This is a genomic window from Brevibacterium litoralis, from assembly GCF_040212315.1.
In the GTDB taxonomy this organism is placed as follows: Bacteria; Actinomycetota; Actinomycetes; order Actinomycetales; family Brevibacteriaceae; genus Brevibacterium; species Brevibacterium litoralis.
In genome coordinates this window covers 23,073-39,392 of the sequence record NZ_JBDIUY010000040.1, presented here as the reverse complement: position 1 = coordinate 39,392, position 16,320 = coordinate 23,073, and the positions used below count along the sequence as shown (strand labels likewise).

Here is a 16,320-nt window from a genome sequence, read left to right as displayed (position 1 = left end):
TCGCCGGGCAGCAAGTCGTCGCGGAATCACCCCCGCCGAAGGAGGCAGCGCGGGTCGCCGAACTCGTCCGACAGCGTGCCGCCGGGCGGGGCGGGCGTGTGCACTAATTTGAGCCAAGTCGGGGAGGAGAGCCTCTAAGAATGTCCGCCAGATCCCAGTGACTCCTGGACTTCGTAGGTGGCTCATAATAGTCGATGCCATGCGCCCTCAACAGCTCGCGGCTGCTGAAGAACTGGTGTTGAAGGTAGGTGCTGGCAGTTTTGTGCGGACCAACATGTAAAATGACCCTATCAACCATTACCAATCCCTTTCGATCGTAGATACGATATCCCGTACAGATGCGCAGGTGGAGTTTATGTCCCTTGCGCCGGCCTCGTCGGATTCTATCAAAGGCACAAAATAATGGCTATTACCACTCCCCTCATCAATTAGAGACTGGGTTGGAAGACCACGATGGCGCGACCTGCCATCGCCCAGCTCGATCACTGACAAGCCCGAGTTGCTAAATGCCGACAAATGCAGCGCGCTGCCTGATACCCCCGCAATGATTCCACTTTCCGCAACCACATCAAGCTGTTCGTTGATGGTCAGTTTCTCCGGATGTATAACATCGAATCCCAACTTCTCCATCTCTGCGTCAAGCTGATTATCATTCACAGCTTCGCGAGGCCGTTTCGTCGTAAGGGCAGAGCGCGACAAAAAAACACGTCGCTGACCGTTACGATCACTGGAGACTCGGGCCCAAACATTGGCCGCAGTTTCCGTAACTGATTCTTCGATGACTACCTGCGGCTCGGAGACTACCAACTCTTCGAAACGAACTTGCTTATCGATGATGAGAACAGGTACACGGACGCCCGCGCGCTCAAGTAGCGTCTTTTGCCAAGTTTTAATAGCGAAATTAGAGGGACCCCGCCTATTTGGATGATATACTATTCCGTTTAAGTCGCCCCCCGCGACATAAGTACGGGTGAGCGCTTCAGTGATGAAATGCCCGAAATGGTGATTCCAGTTCCCACAGTATGCCCAGCGACCGGAAATAAAAGGAGATTCTGGATCAACAGTTATCTGGTTTCTCACTACGTTCTGAACTGGAGCAATTCTGGGAACTCGGCGCAGTCCTTCAGCAATCAGTTTGCCACTTGAATCGTAGGCGGCCCCGCACATTACACCACGTCCACGGTCGTCAACGATTAGGTCCCAGTCGGAAACCAATCCGTTCTGATAGCTGCTTTGGGGCATGCTCACCAACTTCAGGAGTCGTGTTTCAGTATACGATCACGAAGCGCTGCGTGCGCTTCATCAGATATGTCTCCCGACTCTCCGATTTGATTAACCTTAACGTTCATAAGCTCCTCAACCTTCGCTTGGTCAACCTTCACATCAAGAAACTGAGAAAGAGTCGATGAAAGCGGGAAAGCTCGACTTACTATCGATTCGTAGTTCAGGACGAGAACTTCACGGAAATACTTTCTGAACTCTGTCTCAGCTTCATGATAATTGCTGAATTGAATTTGCTGATCAACCCATGTCGGCATGGATTGTAGAGTATCGATCAAATCACGAGAGAAGGTTTCTTTGTTTACCTCACCACCGCCGTAAACCTTCAAAAGTTTAAACGAAGAAATGAACCGGTCAATAGGATCTCGCGTAATAAGTATAATCTTCGCATTGGAACCCACCGTGTCAGCCATTTCCTGCACCTGGGAGCCTCGCAAGAGCATATACTCCGGAGTAATCTCGCCAACAACCTCTCTCTTGTTTAGTGGTCGATACAAATCCGAATAGTCCACCTCGTTCACATTAGAATTTGATAGTATCCAGTTCGCCCGAAGAGCAGTGGCCTGCCGGTGGTTCAATCGGATCGGGCCGGCGTGGTCGACCAAGTTCCTCAGCTCCCTGTCCAACTGTCGAGCAGAGAACTCTTTCAGGATCTGAGGGTTCCGAATGTTATGCAGCGAGTCGAAGTAGTGGAGTTCCTTCACGGGATGCATATCGATGGGAGTTGCCGACTCGAGAATTCGATGTAGCAACGTGGAGCCAGCCCTCTGAGATCCGATTCCGATGACGAATCGCGCCATGTGTATTACCTCCACATCCTTGATATTTTCGACTTCTGAAGAAGATGTTTGATATGAGACTTCACCGACAAGTTCTTGCTGCCCACTCTACTCGATGTAGTCTACATGTCGACGTCAAGCATTCCTCCGGCCTGATTTATGTAAGTTTGATATTGCGTGATCCCCAGCAACAATCTCATTGTTGTGGCGTTCGAGTAATATTCGGATTTGCTATTTACATTCGCACGCGAAGTGTCTCGCGATAGATATGGACCAGCCTCTTCACTTGATCAATTGGTGTTTGGAGGTCGGGCTTGGGAGGTTCGGCGAGATATCGATGGGGATTGGAGTCCATCAGAGCAACGGCTTCGCGAAGTGACCGCCGATCGTTCGATTTTACAATGATGCCGTTGACGCCGTCATCGACCTGCTCACCGATGGCACCGATGTCGGAGGTCACCACCCAACAACCGGCGGCAGCTGCCTCCCGAGTCACGAGCCCAAAGCTCTCGGGCCACGTGGACGGAGCGAGGAGTACATCCGTCCGAGCGTATAGCTCCGCGATCCCCGCCTGGGGAATCTTGCCGATGACGGCAACTTCCGTTGCGCCCCACCGCTCACTCTTTCGGTAACCATGTGGTTTGGAATGGTCGACAACCGTCAACTCGACGTTGGCGAACTGACCCGACTTGAGTACGTCCCTGAGAAGGTAGAAGCCTTTGTGGTGTTCCATCCCGCCGATGTGAGCCATTCTCACTCGACCACTCTTCGACGGCTCCTTGGGCAACCAGCCCTCCTTAGCTACACCGTTGAGCGTGACCTCGACCTGCGGGAAGTGATTCTTCCGGTGGATTTCGGCAAAGGCCTCCGAGACTGTCAAGACACGGCTACTGGAGTTGAGGAGGGACCGGAGGCGTAGTCGGCGCTGCATCGATTCTTCCCGTGTCACGCCGTTCGGCAGAGGGGTCGCTTCGTACGGGTCCGGATGCCCATCCGGGTACACCTTCCCCGCTGGGTCGACCAGAAACTGAAGGTCGGAGATCCACCACGCATCGTGCAGAGTGACGAGGTACGGAATGTTCCGAGTCAAAGTCTCCTCGACGATAGATGCGGTCAGACGCTGAATGCAGTGAAAGTGGACGAGGTCGGGCTTCTCATGATCGAGGAACTTCCCGAACTGGGCACCTGATTCGGGGTCGAATGGGTGCCAATCCATGTTGGGACGGTGCAGCACGCCCGCGCGATAAACCCGTCGACCGTTCAAGGTGTAGACATTCACCTGGTGTGCCGGCGTACTGCCCACGTCCGAGGTGTAGTACACGAAGTCAAACTCGTCGGAGTGGTCCCTTTCGAGCACTGTCACGTTGTCGGCGACCACCCGTGTCGCGCCGCCAATGGACTGGGGCGGGAAGAACACATTCACCACTGCGATCTTGGGCCGGGTCATCGCGCCGCCTCCATCCGTCCTTCGAGGTCATCGCACGCCTGGTCGATGATGCCCTTGATGTTCTCCCCCAGGGTCCTGAGGCTGTACTCATCGACCACCCGTTGCCGTGCACGTTCACCGATGTCCCAACGAACATGCTCGGAGTTGAGCAAGGTCCTGAGATGCTCGTACCAGTCATCCGTGGAGTGGGCGATCAATCCGTCCTGGCCCGGCGAAATGACGTCCAGATAGTTATCGGTGGCACTCACCACGGACGGTATGCCGAAGTTCGCGGCCTCGAACCACTTGAGCTCGCTCTTGCCGTTCGTGAGGGGGTCGGCATGAAGTACTGCCAGATTGATGTCTGCACCGGACAGCAGTGACATGTACGCCTCCACCGACTTGGTGAATGGCAACTGTTCGATCTGTTCTCCATGCCGGTGGACGAACTCGTCCGGCAGGTTCAGGTACCCCACGATGACGAGTCGAGCTTCGGGGTGCTCCGGGAGGAGAGTATCGAGAGCAGGCAGCACGAGTTCGATGAAATCCGAGTTGTGCGCCTTGGTGCCGGAACCGTAGAAGATCGTGACGGGGTCGCCGGGCCGCTTCTCCGCCAACGGGGTGCTGGCAGGAGTGAGGGAATCGAAACCGTTCCTATGGAGGAATCCTCGGCCGGTGACCACGAGCGGCGCAAGGGAGTCCACCAGATTTCTGGTCGACGCAATGGCGTAGTCACAGAGCTGCGCCGCGGCACGGTATGCCGCCATGCTGGTGGTCAGACCCACATATTGGTCCGGTTCGACCAGACCGCCGTAGGTCTCCACCGGCGGGGGGTATTCAGCTGAGTAGAGCATGTCGTCGATTTCATAGAAGACGACCTTGCCGGCAGCCTTTGCATCAGTGATGAAACGCACCATCTTGGGCCACGCCGGCGCCCGGTACACGATGATGACGTCGTGCCACGCTAGGACAGCACGCGCTTTGGCAATGTCCGTCCAGTTGACAACCGTGACGTCGTAACCGGCCAGAACCAACTGCTCTCGCTTCTGATCGACACGATAGCGAGTCGTCTGTGGAAGACCGAGATCGGCAACCAGCAGGACCTTGTCACGTCGAACCGACGCTTTCGGCTCCGTGTCACCGCCGCGTGCAATCCACTCACGCCGAATGTCCGCCTGCCTGCGCACATTCCGCGCAACCTCGTCGATGAGTGCTTCACGGTCACCACGGATCGCCAGGTACCGATGGCGCTCTTGGGCATGGTTCCACAGCTCGTTACCCAGATCCTTCAGAGCCTGTTCGGCGACGGAATCTCCACCGTGTTCGTCGACAAGAGCCTGCCCGTGTGCCATCGCGCTGTCGAAGTCTCCTGCCTCCAAGTGGATCCGCAGACCGTGCGCCTTGGGCCAGATGGACCGGGCCCCGAGTTCAATGGCCTCCTGGTAGCACCTGCCCGCAAAACGGCGGTTACCCTGGCGCAGAGCGGCATCACCCATGTCTTGGTAGGCGTCGGCCGTCTCGACATACGTATTGGACCGTTTGGCCAAGATGGTCCCGAGCTCGTCGTCGCCATGTCGCGAAGCCCGGTTCGCCAGGAGAAGGTACAAAGCAGCATTGTGCTCGGGGCTCTCGTAGACGGCCACGTCCCAGAGGGGCTCCTGCTCGACCAGCTGACGGAGCTCGCGGTATCCGAACACATCTAGGTCGTTGCGCTCAGCGATGTCGCGAAAATCAGGCAATTCAGGAAGAGAGCTCAGGTCCATGCCCAAATCGTCGAGCCAGGGCCGAGAACCTGCGCGCCACCCGTGCCGGGAACCCACATACTCCCAGTGCTCGAACTCCGCTTCGCCGTCCTCGGTGGGAGTACGTTCCAGGTAGATCTCCGCGTAGAAGACATGATCGAACCGGTAGACACGACGGGGTTCGTCGATCCCGAACTGGGCGTAATGGAGCTTTGCCAAGGCAGGCGTACTGAGGCCGCCGTCGACGGCATCGGGATTGAGCCGGAGATACGCGTCTGCATCGAAGTCCTCAGGAACGCGGCCCAGATCCACTCCCGCCCGATCCGCGCGTTCCTGCAGCGAGGAAGGGCGCCCTTCCGCCCGGCCGTGCCGTAGATAATGCGCGGTGGCGGAGACACCGGTCCACTCTCGGTTCAACAGACCAGGATTGACCGACAGATAGTCCTGCCAATTGAAGTCACCAGGCAGCACTCCAACATCGAGGTCCAACTTCTTCCCGAGTGCCTCACGGTTAGGGATCCGACCCTCGGACGCACCGTTCGCCTGCCAATGAGTGTGGAGTTGCGTCTCACTCAGGCGACCAAGGTCCGGATAGAGCATTGCGTAGAACGATGGGTCAAGCGTGTCGAGCCGGACCTCCCGCGGCGGGTTCGACTGTTCGTCTTCCACTGGCGCTCTTCCTCCATGCCTGTGAAACCACGCGGCCCGGTGAACCGACTTGCGGAGGTCACCGGGCCACGCGGCTGTGATCTGGTTGCTTCGATACTAGGATGTCACACTTCGTGCGGCATGTTGCCGATCATGCCGGCAGCCACGGTCTTGTTCGTCGCCTCGTCCACCAGGATGAACGCACCAGTCTCCGGGTTGTCCTGGTAGGAATCGGCGAACAGCGGCTTCGTCGTGCGCAGTTGCACACGCCCGATCTGGTTGAGCTCCAGGTTCTGCGCATCCTGGTTGCGGTGCAGGGTGTTGACGTCGATCTCGTACGACAGGTCCTTGACCGCGCAGCGCGCCCAGTTGGTCGTGTGCTTGATCGCGTACTTCTTGCCCTTCACCAGCGGCTGATCCTCGTCCATCCAGCAGATCAGCGCGTCGATGTTCTGCGTGGGCGTCGGAGCATTCTGCGGACGGCACAGCATGTCGCCACGGCTGATGTCGATCTCGTCCTCCAGACGGACCGTGACCGACATGGGCGGGAACGCCTCGTCGATCTCGCCGTCGGCGGTGTCGATCGCCTTGATCTTCGTGGTGAAGCCGGAGGGCAGCGCCATGATGTCGTCACCGGGCTTGAGGATGCCCGAGGCGACCGTTCCCGCGTAACCGCGGTAGTCACGCGCATCGTTCTGCTGGGGACGGATGACGTACTGCACCGGGAACCGGACGTCCACGAGGTTCCGGTCGGACGCGACGTGCAGGGTCTCCAGGTGGTTGAGCAGGGTCGAACCCTGGTACCACGGCATGTTGTCGCCGCGCTCGACGACGTTGTCGCCGGCCAGCGCGGAGATCGGGATGAAGGTCATGTCCTTGACACGCAGTTTCGCCGCGAACTCGGCGAACTCCGCACGGATGTTCTCGAAGACCTCTTCCGAGTAGTCGACGAGGTCCATCTTGTTGACGCAGACGACCACGTGCGGCACACCGAGGAGGCTCGCCAGGAATGTGTGACGACGTGACTGCTCCAGTACACCCTTGCGGGCGTCGACGAGGATCAGCGCGGCATCCGCGGTGGAGGCACCGGTGACCATGTTCCGGGTGTACTGCGTGTGGCCCGGGGTGTCGGCGATGATGAACTTGCGCTTGGGCGAGGCGAAGTAGCGGTAGGCCACGTCGATGGTGATGCCCTGTTCGCGCTCGGAACGCAGACCGTCGGTCAGCAGCGACAGGTCCGTGTAGTCGTTGCCGCGGTCCTTGCTCACCTGCTCGACGGAGTCGAGCTGGTCCTGGAAGATCGACTTGGAGTCGAAGAGGAGTCGACCGATGAGCGTCGACTTGCCGTCGTCCACGGAGCCGGCGGTGGCGAACCGCAGCATGTCGAGTTCGCGGACGTGCTCCGTCGTGGGCGTGGTGTCGGTGCTCATCAGAAGTACCCTTCCTTCTTGCGGTCCTCCATGGCGGCTTCGCTGACCTTGTCGTCGCCACGGGTGGCGCCACGCTCGGTCAGTCGGACAGCAGCCACCTCGTCGACGATCTCCTGCAGTGTGCCCGCAGGGGACTCGACTGCAGCGGTGAGGTTGGCGTCGCCCACGGTGCGGTAACGGACGGACTTGAACTCGGAGGTCTCGCCCTCCTTCTTCGGTGTGAAGTCGTTGACGGCGAACAGCATGCCGTCACGGTCGACGACTTCGCGCTCCTTGGCGAGGTAAAGCTCCGGGATGTCGATGTCCTCGGCGGCGATGTACTGCCAGATGTCCAGCTCGGTCCAGTTGGACAGCGGGAACACGCGGATCGACTCGCCCTGGTGGACACGACCGTTGTACAGGTTCCAGATCTCCGGACGCTGGCTCTTCGGGTCCCACTGACCGAAGTCGTCACGGAAGGAGAACACGCGCTCCTTGGCGCGGGCCTTCTCCTCGTCACGTCGACCGCCACCGAAAGCGGCGTCGTACTTGCCCTCCTCGAGGGCGTTGAGAAGCACCGGGGTCTGGATCCGATTGCGGGAACCGTTGGGCTCCTCTTGCACCAGGCCCTTCTCGATCGCGTCCGGCACGGAGGCGACGACCAAGTTGATGCCCAGGCGCTCCTTCCACCGGTCACGGCAGGCAAGGACCTCCGGGAAGTTCAGACCCGTGTCCACGTGCATGATCGGGAAGGGGATCCGCTGCGGGGCGAACGCCTTCATGGCCAGGTGGAGCATCACGATGGAGTCCTTGCCGCCGCTGAACAACAGCACGGGGCGTTCCATCTCCGCGACGACCTCGCGGATGATGTGGATGCTCTCGGACTCCAGGTACTCGAGCTGGCTCAGGATGTGAGAGCTCACCGGTCACCTTCCTTCTGGGACGACTGATCGACGCCCACGCTACTGAGCAATGCGCTCAGACGCGAAACGTCGGAGGGGTGGCACACCAGCAGATCCGGCAGCCACGGGTTTTCACGGTTGTATTCGAGCGGAGCCCCGTCGAGCCGGGTGCAATGCAAGCCGGCGGCCTGGGCGACGGCTACTGGGGCGGCCGAGTCCCATTCGTACTGTCCGCCGCCATGGACGTAGGCGTCGACGGTCCCGTCGAGGACAGCCATGACCTTCACGCCGGCGGATCCCATGGGCACGAGCTGCGCGTCACCACGCTCGGCGAGCTCCGCCACGAAGGCCGGGGGACGTGTGCGGGACGCTGCGAGGCGAACCGGAGAGTCCTCGGCGGTCGGGCCGGCCGCGCTTGCAGGGTTCGGCGTCGCTTTGACCTCTCCACGCGCGGGCAGTCCCACTGCCCCGTCGGTCAGGCCTTCACCCTGCTTCCAGAGAGCGATGTGCACGGCGAAATCGTCACGCCACACACCCTGCTCGTCCCGTTCGGAGAACTCGCGCGTTCCGTCGAGGGGATCGATGATCCAAACGCGATCGGCGTCAAGACGATCCGTGGAGTCCGCGGCTTCCTCGGACAGCACGGAGTCGTCGGGCCGGGCGTGCGCGAGTGCCGAAGCGAGCCACGCCTGCGAGGCTGCGTCGCCGGCGTCCTTGAAAGACTTGCCGTTGAAATCAGGGTCGTCCTGCGCGGGAGCGCTACGACGAAGATCGAGCAACACCGCGCCGGCACCTTCGGCGAGGGCGATCGCAAGATCGGTGTCCGACAGGGTCGGATCGGGGAGTTCCGGCGCGGACGCAGTGCTGCCAGTGATACTGGACGTCATGAGGTCTCTCGGTCGAGGCATACGGACGTGACGGTCGGTGACCATCGTCACCGAATGCTAGCACTGGACGAATTCGACCTTTCCTATTGAACGTGTCGAGATCACCCGCGCCGGAAGCACGTAAAGTCTGGGGCGGAACAGGAGCATCCGTACCGGGTGCCGTCGACGCGAACCCGAAGGATCCACAGTGACCGACACCCGAGTTCTCACCGCGGACGAGGTCGACCTCGTCGAACTCGTCCTGGGCGGCGGGCTGGACACGCTCCCGCTCGTTCCCCGGCCCAAAGCCGGCACGGTCCTCACCGATGCCGAGAACACCCCACTTGCGCAGATCGACACGGAGGGCGACCTCACCGCGCTCAAACCGCTCGCGATCGCGGCGGGTGCCCTCGGCGATCCCGCGGTACGCAGGTCGGCCACCGACACCCGTGCGGAGACATCCACGGCCGGGCGAGTTCTCGGAGTCTGGCTCCCCGAAGCTCCCACCCGCGCCGAGGACGACGCGATCCTCGCAGCTGCCGGCGCCGCCGGTGACGCACTCCTCTTCGTCCCTGCCGCGCGCCATACCGTTCCGGGCTCCGCCGTCCGTCCTGCCGGGCGGCTACGGATCGCCAGGAACCTGGCCGAGCGGATCCACTCGGCCCATTCCGTCGCCACCACGGTGGTCGTCGTGCCCTGGCCCAGTGGTGAAATCTCGGGTGAACTCGATCCTCGGGATGTCATGACCTCCTACGGTGCAAGCGAGCACATGCGGATCCCGCGCAAGCGCACCCCGCGGCAGATCGCCGCCATCGGCGCAATGGAGAATTCCTTCGCGACCGCCGCTCGGGACATCTATTCCCCCGTCGCCGCCGCCGAGGTGATCCAGGCGCACCAGCACTCGACCCACACCGGCACGGTCGTGTTCTTCACCGGATTCTCCGGCTCCGGGAAGTCGACGATCGCCAAGGCCCTGGCCGCTGACCTGGAGGGCGAGGGCACGACCGTGACACTGCTCGACGGCGACGAGGTCCGCCACCATCTGTCGAAGGGACTCGGGTTCTCCAGGGAGGACCGGGAGACCAACGTCGAACGCATCGGGTATGCCGCTTCCCTCATCGGCAAGCACGGCGGTCTGGCGATCGCGGCGCCCATCGCTCCCTTCGCTTCCGCCCGGCAGACGGCACGCCGTCTCGCCGAGGAGGCGGGCGCCCGGTTCCTTCTCGTGTGGATTTCCACCTCACTCGAGGTCTGCGAGCAGCGTGACCGTAAGGGTCTGTACGCCAAAGCTCGCGCCGGCGAGATCCCGGACTTCACCGGGATCAGCTCGCCCTACGAGAAGCCGACCGACGCCGATCTGGTCATCGATGCCGGTGAGGTCTCCATCGAGGACGCCGTGGCACTTGTCAAGCGAGAACTCTGAGGTACTCACCACCCATGCGCCCCTCCGAACTCCCGTCCCTTGCTGCCCCGGCAGGCACTTCGCCGGTCTTCTTCCCAGTCGGCGCCACCTCTCAGAACGAGGCGGCCATCCTGGGCAAGGAGGGCTACATGTTCGTCTACCGCGGATCGAACGGAGCCCTCAACCAGTACGCCTTCTTCCAGAAGCACCCGGACAAGTGCCGCAAGATCGTCGACGGCTGGACTGCGCGCTTCCATGAACGGAAGCAGAAACTCGCCACTCGCGGCATCCGTTTCGGTGCGTCGTCCACGAACATCGACGCCGCCGACCCGGACAAGCTCTCCTGGTGGCTCAACAGCGCCTTCACCGAGATCCGGTTCGTGTGGTCCGCGGACTTCGACTGGGACATGGTCGACGACTACCGTCCGGAGGTCGTCATCGGGCAGGGACTGGAGAGGTTCCTGCTCCGCATCCCGGAAGCCTGATCAGCTGAGCTTCTGCCTCACCGCAGGAGCGCATCAGCGGCTTCGATGAGGGTGCCGGCGCGCCTTGTGAAGGAGTGCTCGCGGGCGATCCGCTCCGACAGTTTCCGCTGGCCCTCGGGCGTCGGGTAGTAGCAGACCCACTCGAGCCCGAAGGCCCAGCTCAGCTCGGTCCGGTTGCGATAGACGGCCACATGTCCGTCGAACAGATCATGCAGTCCGTGGACATCGTCGACGAGCAGATGTCCTCCCGCGGACAGGACGTCGAAGACCTGGCGGGACACGTACCCCAGGTCCCGAAGTTCCGGGCGGTGGTCCAGGACCACGTAGAACGACCGTCGGTACAGATCGGCCAGGTCCTCGACGTTCCCGGGGTAGGGGGCGACGAACTGGCCCGGGATCCGACCGGTCCATCCGTTCCCATGGACGGAGAAGTACCCAATCTTCGGCAGGTCTTGGAGGGACCCATGGACCGAGATCTGGCGCCAGGGCTTCCGGTCCCCCACGCTCACGACCTTGTTCTCCCGGTTGAACGGAGTGCCGGGGTCGAAGGGGAAGGCTTGCGGGTCGGTGCACAGGAGCAGAGGGTCGACCTCGATCCCCAGGCGTTCACCGATCCTCTGCGTCCACACCGGAGCCGCGGCAAAGCGACTGTCATAGTTCCGCAGACGCGCAGGGTCGATCCGGTCGACGTCCCCGGTCGCCCAGAGTATGGAGACCGAACCCGGAGGAATGGGCTGCTCAGCCGCACCGTCCAGGTCCAGGACGACATCCGCGTCCTGCAGGGTCCACGTGGTCGAGCGGGCGTCCTGGACCACGGCCGTCTGTCCGGCAGTGCGCAGGGACCGGGCCAGGGAGTGGGCGAACGCGATCGACCCTGCCGGGCCGTCGATGTCCTCGCCCGAACGTCGAGGGAGAATCAGCCACCGGCGGGTCGAGGCTCGGTCGTGGGTCTGGAAGCGCCCGGGCACCCACGCGCACGTGGACTGGTCGCCGGCACCTGCAGGAGCCGCCCACGCCTCGCTGCCCTGCGGGAACGGCGTGACGTCCCAGGCCGACAGAAGTTGTTCGCTCCGGGGCACCTCGGCCTCGCTCCAACCGGCACGGAACGCTGCGATCGCGCTCGCCCGGTCCTTCCGGGGCGCCGGTGAAGGCCCTCCCGGACGCATCGTCAGGTTCGTGCTGAGTACCGGCGAGCCCGTAGGAAGGCGACGGCACAGGTCTTCGCCCAACCACAGATCGTCGAGCGCCGCGTCGAACCCACCGACGTCCAGGACATCGGCGGAGTGGAACATGAGCGGGAGACCGGCGGAGGGCAGTTCGGTACCGTCCGTCAAGGAGACCGCGTCCTCGGAGACCCCGTTGAGGAGGGAGGACGGTTCGATGCTCCGCCCGGGATAGAAACTACCGGCCTCGGCGATCACATGGTCCTCGTCGACGGTAAGCGGGTGGACCGGCGTCCCCGAAGTCTTGATCTCTTCCAGGATCTCGCCGAACCGTTCGTCGGTGCCGACCAGCCACTGACCGAAATCGGACACCGCCATGACGGCATCAGGGTTCCGTCGGAGCACCCGGTTGAGAACCCGTGCTTTGTTGTCGGGTCCGATCACCGCACCCACCCCGTCGAGGCTGTCGACGACGGTGTCGACCATCTGGACGGTCGGCCATGCGGAGTCCAGGACCCCGATGACCGCGGTTGCACGGTCCGTGGAGGGCTCGGTGCCGAGACCGGCCACGAGTTCCTCCAGTCGACTCAATCGCGTGTCGAGGACAACCCGGACGTACTCGGCTGAACCCTCTTCTGGAGCGTCGGACATCGAGTCCATGATGTCGAGCACCCGATCGAACTCCGGGCGGTCCTCCGGCCGGCGGACGGGACCTTCCGGAACCGCCGTTGCAGCCGTCGAACCACCGGACAGCGCCGGGAGCTGCCCCGTGCCTCCGGAGAGGTCGGCCACGGCGGCCACGACAGCGGCCCGGCCCAAGGTGGAGTCGAGCTCGGACCAGACCCGGCGCATCTCCCCGGTCTCGACCGCCAGTCCTGCGAGGGTTGCACCTTCGAGGGAGTCGAAAAGGGGCGTGCCGTCTGCGTCGGCGCTGACGAGCGCCGTGGTGCCTGCCTGAATGGCAGCGAGTGCCGTGACAGCGAACCGTTCTTCCCAGACGAGGTCCGGGTGGGCGAAGACGACCGCGGAACCCTCGGCCTGCTCGAGTGCCGAGGCGATCCCGGCGAACCAGTCACCGCGGCCACCGCCGAGGAACTTCACACGGGGGTCGCGAGCCGCGATGTGGCCGACCACCACGGAGGCGTCCTCGGCGCGGTAGGGGTCGACGACGAGCATCTCCCACGCACCGAAGCGCTGGACTGAGCGAGGTCCGGCGATCTGCTCATAGGCCCGCCGGAAGTCGTTCGGAGAGTCCTCCAGGACAACGACGAAGGTGAGCGACGACCCGGAGGTCGGGGCTCCCAGCGCCGTCGCGTCGATGGGAGTGAGGGGGGCGGAGGGCGCCTCGGCGGCGGATCGCGTATGCCAGCTCGCACGTGCGCTCTCCTGCACCTGCCCCAGGGTCACGGGCTCCTGGTGGCCCCACACGGAGAGGTCGTACGGCAGCGGAGTCGACGACGTGGCCGAGGCGAGGAACTCCGCCAGGGGGTTCTTCGCCTGTGCGAAGCGCGGAGGCAGACGCGTGGGATCGAAGAACGGATGCGTGGCGGTCCGACGGGCGTACGCGGGGTCCGTCAGGTGCTCGCGGAGCACCTCGGTCCAGCGGTACTCCCCCTCGAAGTCCCGCAGGATCCACTGGGGTGCGAAGAGCGCATGCGGCGTGAGGCCGGCCTCCGCGCCGTTGAGCACGTAGTCCACGGCCGCCTCGGACATGGTCTCGAAGGTGGTGCCGCGCTGGAGGCCGTACCAGTCGGCGTCGAGAAGGACCGACTCCGCCAGCATCTCCGCAAGCTCGGCCTGCCCCTCGTCCATGGTGGGGACCAGGAAGTCGTCGAGATCGAAGGGGTCCGTGGAATCCGTCATCGGTACGTCTGCTCCTGCGTGAGGTTCGGGCGGATACTGCATGGGTCGTCAGCCGAGGGGCCGCATGGGTGTCGTGGTACCGGGAGGACGCTCAGCGAATGGCTCACGCCGACCGTCGATCGCCACGGAGTACATCTTTTTGCCCAGGACAGGAGGAATGGCCCCGAAGAGCCGTTCGAGCGAATGCAGGAAGGTCCCGTCCGTGGGCAGCGGCTCCTCTTCGACCCGTGCGGTCTCGATGCCGTAGAAGTCCTCGAACGCGTCGAGACGCGCCCAGAACATCGTGCCGGCGAAGAAGCCGAAGTCCGTGTAGAAGCCGTCCACCACGTCGTCGAGTTCGACGGCACCGGTGCGTTCCTCGATGACGTGGACGAGGTTGCGGAGGTTGTCGCTCGCCGCGAAGCCGTAGCTCAGGGGGTAGTAGTACCGCTCGGGACCGATGATCGCCGTGTCCTCAGAGTCGAGTGCATCGACCACCTGGTGGAGAACGGCCGGGTCCTCGGGGACGAGCGCCCGCATGATGGCGCGCAGCCAGGCCGGGCCGATCGTCGAGGTCGGGGACTTCTTGGTGTGCACCTTGAGGACGGAGGTGTATCCGGCCTCTCGGAGGAACGGTGCCACTCGGAGGAACGGGAGGATGTCACGCCCGCGGTTGGGCACGACGAACACGCGCGCACCGGGGTGGAGTTCCTGCAACCGGGACGCCTCGTCGAGCCGGTCGTCGGGGACGTCGACGAAGAGATCGTAGGGAACATGAGGATCCAGGCGGTGGACATGCTCCAGCACCGTCTCCAGGACGTCGCCGTAGAAGCAATGCACGAGGACGGCGATCCGACTGGTCCGGGCCTGTCGGACTTCGTCGAGAATCTCCGCAGAGAAGGTCTGGGCGAAGATCGCGTCGTCGGCCGCGGCGGAGGACACTTGCTCGAGCTGCCGGTAGACGAAGGAACGGTCGACGATGACGGGATTGCCGCCGGTGAGGTCTTCGACTTCGCTGTACTCACCATCGCCGCTCCGTGTCCGGCCCGACACATGGATGCCCAGAGCCTTGGCGGTGATCTCGTGGGATTCGAGCGGACGGTTGAATGTGAGGGCGAAACCACGCTCGACGTCGAGGCCGCGGCCCTTTGTCGCCGAAACGGTTTGGTCATGCCACAGGAGGTCGTCCTGCGCCTCGACGAAGGCGGGGTGATCGAGCGCCCACTCGAGGTCCGTGTGATTGGCACCGCCGACGTAGTTCGTGTGTGCGGCGAAGAACACCCCCTTGGAGATCTTCCCCGTGAGAGTCCGGCGGTCCGGCGTCATGTTGTCGATGACGGCGAAGGGCATGTCAGTCGGTTTCCGTTCGTCGGGGATACATCAACGAGGTGTCGAGGCCGTGCAATAGCCGAGGCCTTCAAGGTCGCGCTCCTCGGGCGTCTGTGCAGGGACGGGCGTCCGCCGGGTCTCCGGGTGACGTCCGATTTCTTCGCGCAGACCGTCGAATACCTCCGGCAGATGTCGCTCCCCCGCGTCGAGGAGGGCATCCGCACCGAGTGCGTAGGGGTCGTGCAGGATCACGTCCATGGTGATCGCCGGAAGGCGCCCGGATCTGACCATCTCGTCGGCGAGAACGACTCCGGAATCCCACCGGAGCTTCTTCTCCATGTCGACTGAACGTCCTGAGGCTTCTTCAGCACGCACGACGCGACGTGCGGCGAGGTCGAGATCGACCTGCGTCAGGCGGAAGTAGGCGCCGGTCCGGAAGCCTGTGTTCTCCAACTGACTTTCGAAGGCAGCGGCCGCGTGAGCGGAGCGCACATCGTCCGTCGAGGGGTCGAAATCGCGCCAGAACCGACGGAAGGCCCACGACCGCACGACCGGAGCCTTGAGTCCGATGAAAGAGGGATCGGGATGCCACAAGGGGGTACTGGAGCTCGTCAGGGGCACGATCTCGTATCCGACCGAAGCGGGGCCGTTCACGATCTCGTCCACAGTGCGGATGGGACCGATCAGAGCCGAGTCGACGAGGACGACCGTGTCGAACTCCAGAAGGGCGCTGTATCCCACGAGCCCCAGGCCGTGCTGGTAACAGGCGAATCGGTGCCCGGGACCGGTCCTGCGTTCGTACTCGACCTTCTCCGGCAGCAACTCCTGGTCCTCCAGGGTGATGCCGGTGGAGCTCACGATCACGAACCGGTCGGCCTCGCGGCACAGCGTCTTCACCGCGTGCACAGTGTTCGTCCGCACACGGGCTTCCGGATCCCGATGCGCCATTACGACCAATGTCGACAATTCAACTCCTGGGGTGGACTGGTGCGCATGCTACCGTAGCCGCGATCACGTCAGATGAACTGCGTAGGCAGGCCCGCTTT

Annotated in this window: 12 protein-coding genes; 2 read left to right on the top strand and 10 right to left on the bottom strand. The window is 62.8% G+C overall.

Going from position 1 to position 16,320, the window contains the following annotated elements; all coding sequences use genetic code 11:
* Positions 1–297 precede the first annotated feature (297 nt).
* The 7 genes from AAD496_RS13695 to AAD496_RS13665 form a co-directional block, all read right to left on the bottom strand.
* The gene (locus AAD496_RS13695; RefSeq protein WP_349829386.1) at positions 298–1,242 is read right to left on the bottom strand and encodes a glycosyltransferase family 61 protein; all 945 of its coding nucleotides are present in this window, start codon (positions 1,240–1,242) and stop codon (positions 298–300) included.
* 11 nt (positions 1,243–1,253) lie between these two features.
* A complete protein-coding gene (locus tag AAD496_RS13690) occupies positions 1,254–2,081 on the bottom strand; it encodes a sulfotransferase (RefSeq protein ID WP_349829385.1) in 828 nt (275 codons plus the stop codon).
* A 214-nt stretch (positions 2,082–2,295) separates the two neighbouring features.
* On the bottom strand, positions 2,296–3,507 hold the full coding sequence (locus AAD496_RS13685; RefSeq protein ID WP_349829384.1) for a glycosyltransferase family 4 protein: 1,212 nt from the start codon (positions 3,505–3,507) through the stop codon (positions 2,296–2,298).
* A complete protein-coding gene (locus AAD496_RS13680) occupies positions 3,504–5,897 on the bottom strand; it encodes a glycosyltransferase family protein (protein WP_349829383.1) in 2,394 nt (797 codons plus the stop codon). Before AAD496_RS13680 ends, AAD496_RS13685 begins: the two co-directional genes overlap by 4 nt.
* A 104-nt stretch (positions 5,898–6,001) precedes the next feature.
* On the bottom strand, positions 6,002–7,306 hold the full coding sequence (gene cysN, locus AAD496_RS13675) for a sulfate adenylyltransferase subunit CysN (protein ID WP_349829382.1): 1,305 nt from the start codon (positions 7,304–7,306) through the stop codon (positions 6,002–6,004).
* Entirely contained in the window at positions 7,306–8,208 is a 903-nt protein-coding gene (cysD, locus tag AAD496_RS13670; RefSeq protein ID WP_349829381.1) for a sulfate adenylyltransferase subunit CysD, read from the bottom strand. The genes cysN and cysD overlap by 1 nt, the downstream gene beginning before the upstream one ends.
* Entirely contained in the window at positions 8,205–9,074 is an 870-nt protein-coding gene (locus tag AAD496_RS13665) for a 3'(2'),5'-bisphosphate nucleotidase CysQ (RefSeq protein WP_349829380.1), read from the bottom strand. Before AAD496_RS13665 ends, cysD begins: the two co-directional genes overlap by 4 nt.
* Positions 9,075–9,261: 187 nt before the next feature.
* On the opposite strand from AAD496_RS13665, the gene cysC reads away from it, so the two are divergent.
* A complete protein-coding gene (cysC, locus tag AAD496_RS13660; RefSeq protein ID WP_349829379.1) occupies positions 9,262–10,476 on the top strand; it encodes an adenylyl-sulfate kinase in 1,215 nt (404 codons plus the stop codon).
* A 14-nt stretch (positions 10,477–10,490) separates the two neighbouring features.
* Positions 10,491–10,940 carry a hypothetical protein gene (locus AAD496_RS13655; RefSeq protein ID WP_349829378.1) on the top strand — a complete coding sequence of 150 codons (450 nt, stop codon included), beginning with the start codon at positions 10,491–10,493 and terminating at the stop codon, positions 10,938–10,940.
* A 17-nt stretch (positions 10,941–10,957) separates the two neighbouring features.
* Here the strand turns inward: AAD496_RS13655 and AAD496_RS13650 are convergent, their stop codons facing one another.
* Genes AAD496_RS13650 through AAD496_RS13640 form a run of 3 tightly spaced genes read right to left on the bottom strand, consistent with a single transcriptional unit; the run spans position 10,958 to position 16,171 of the window.
* Positions 10,958–13,966 carry a glycosyltransferase family protein gene (locus AAD496_RS13650; protein ID WP_349829377.1) on the bottom strand — a complete coding sequence of 1,003 codons (3,009 nt, stop codon included), beginning with the start codon at positions 13,964–13,966 and terminating at the stop codon, positions 10,958–10,960.
* Positions 13,967–14,014: 48 nt separating this feature from the next.
* Complete coding sequence (locus AAD496_RS13645; protein WP_349829376.1) at positions 14,015–15,295, bottom strand: rhamnan synthesis F family protein; 1,281 nt, start codon at positions 15,293–15,295, stop codon at positions 14,015–14,017.
* A gap of 30 nt (positions 15,296–15,325) precedes the next feature.
* Positions 15,326–16,171: a rhamnan synthesis F family protein gene (locus tag AAD496_RS13640; protein ID WP_349829375.1), complete on the bottom strand. Its 846-nt coding sequence runs from the start codon at positions 16,169–16,171 to the stop codon at positions 15,326–15,328.
* Positions 16,172–16,320: the final 149 nt, after the last annotated feature.

Excerpts from the sequence above, each read along its gene's own strand:
- AAD496_RS13695 (WP_349829386.1), bottom strand. The coding sequence starts at position 1,242 with ATGCCCCAAAGCAGCTATCAGAACGGATTGGTTTCCGACTGGGACCTA.
- AAD496_RS13690 (WP_349829385.1), bottom strand. The coding sequence starts at position 2,081 with ATGGCGCGATTCGTCATCGGAATCGGATCTCAGAGGGCTGGCTCCACG.
- AAD496_RS13685 (WP_349829384.1), bottom strand. The coding sequence starts at position 3,507 with ATGACCCGGCCCAAGATCGCAGTGGTGAATGTGTTCTTCCCGCCCCAG.
- cysN (WP_349829382.1), bottom strand. The coding sequence starts at position 7,306 with ATGAGCACCGACACCACGCCCACGACGGAGCACGTCCGCGAACTCGAC.
- AAD496_RS13665 (WP_349829380.1), bottom strand. The coding sequence starts at position 9,074 with ATGACGTCCAGTATCACTGGCAGCACTGCGTCCGCGCCGGAACTCCCC.
- AAD496_RS13655 (WP_349829378.1), top strand. The coding sequence starts at position 10,491 with ATGCGCCCCTCCGAACTCCCGTCCCTTGCTGCCCCGGCAGGCACTTCG.
- AAD496_RS13650 (WP_349829377.1), bottom strand. The coding sequence starts at position 13,966 with ATGACGGATTCCACGGACCCCTTCGATCTCGACGACTTCCTGGTCCCC.
- AAD496_RS13645 (WP_349829376.1), bottom strand. The coding sequence starts at position 15,295 with ATGCCCTTCGCCGTCATCGACAACATGACGCCGGACCGCCGGACTCTC.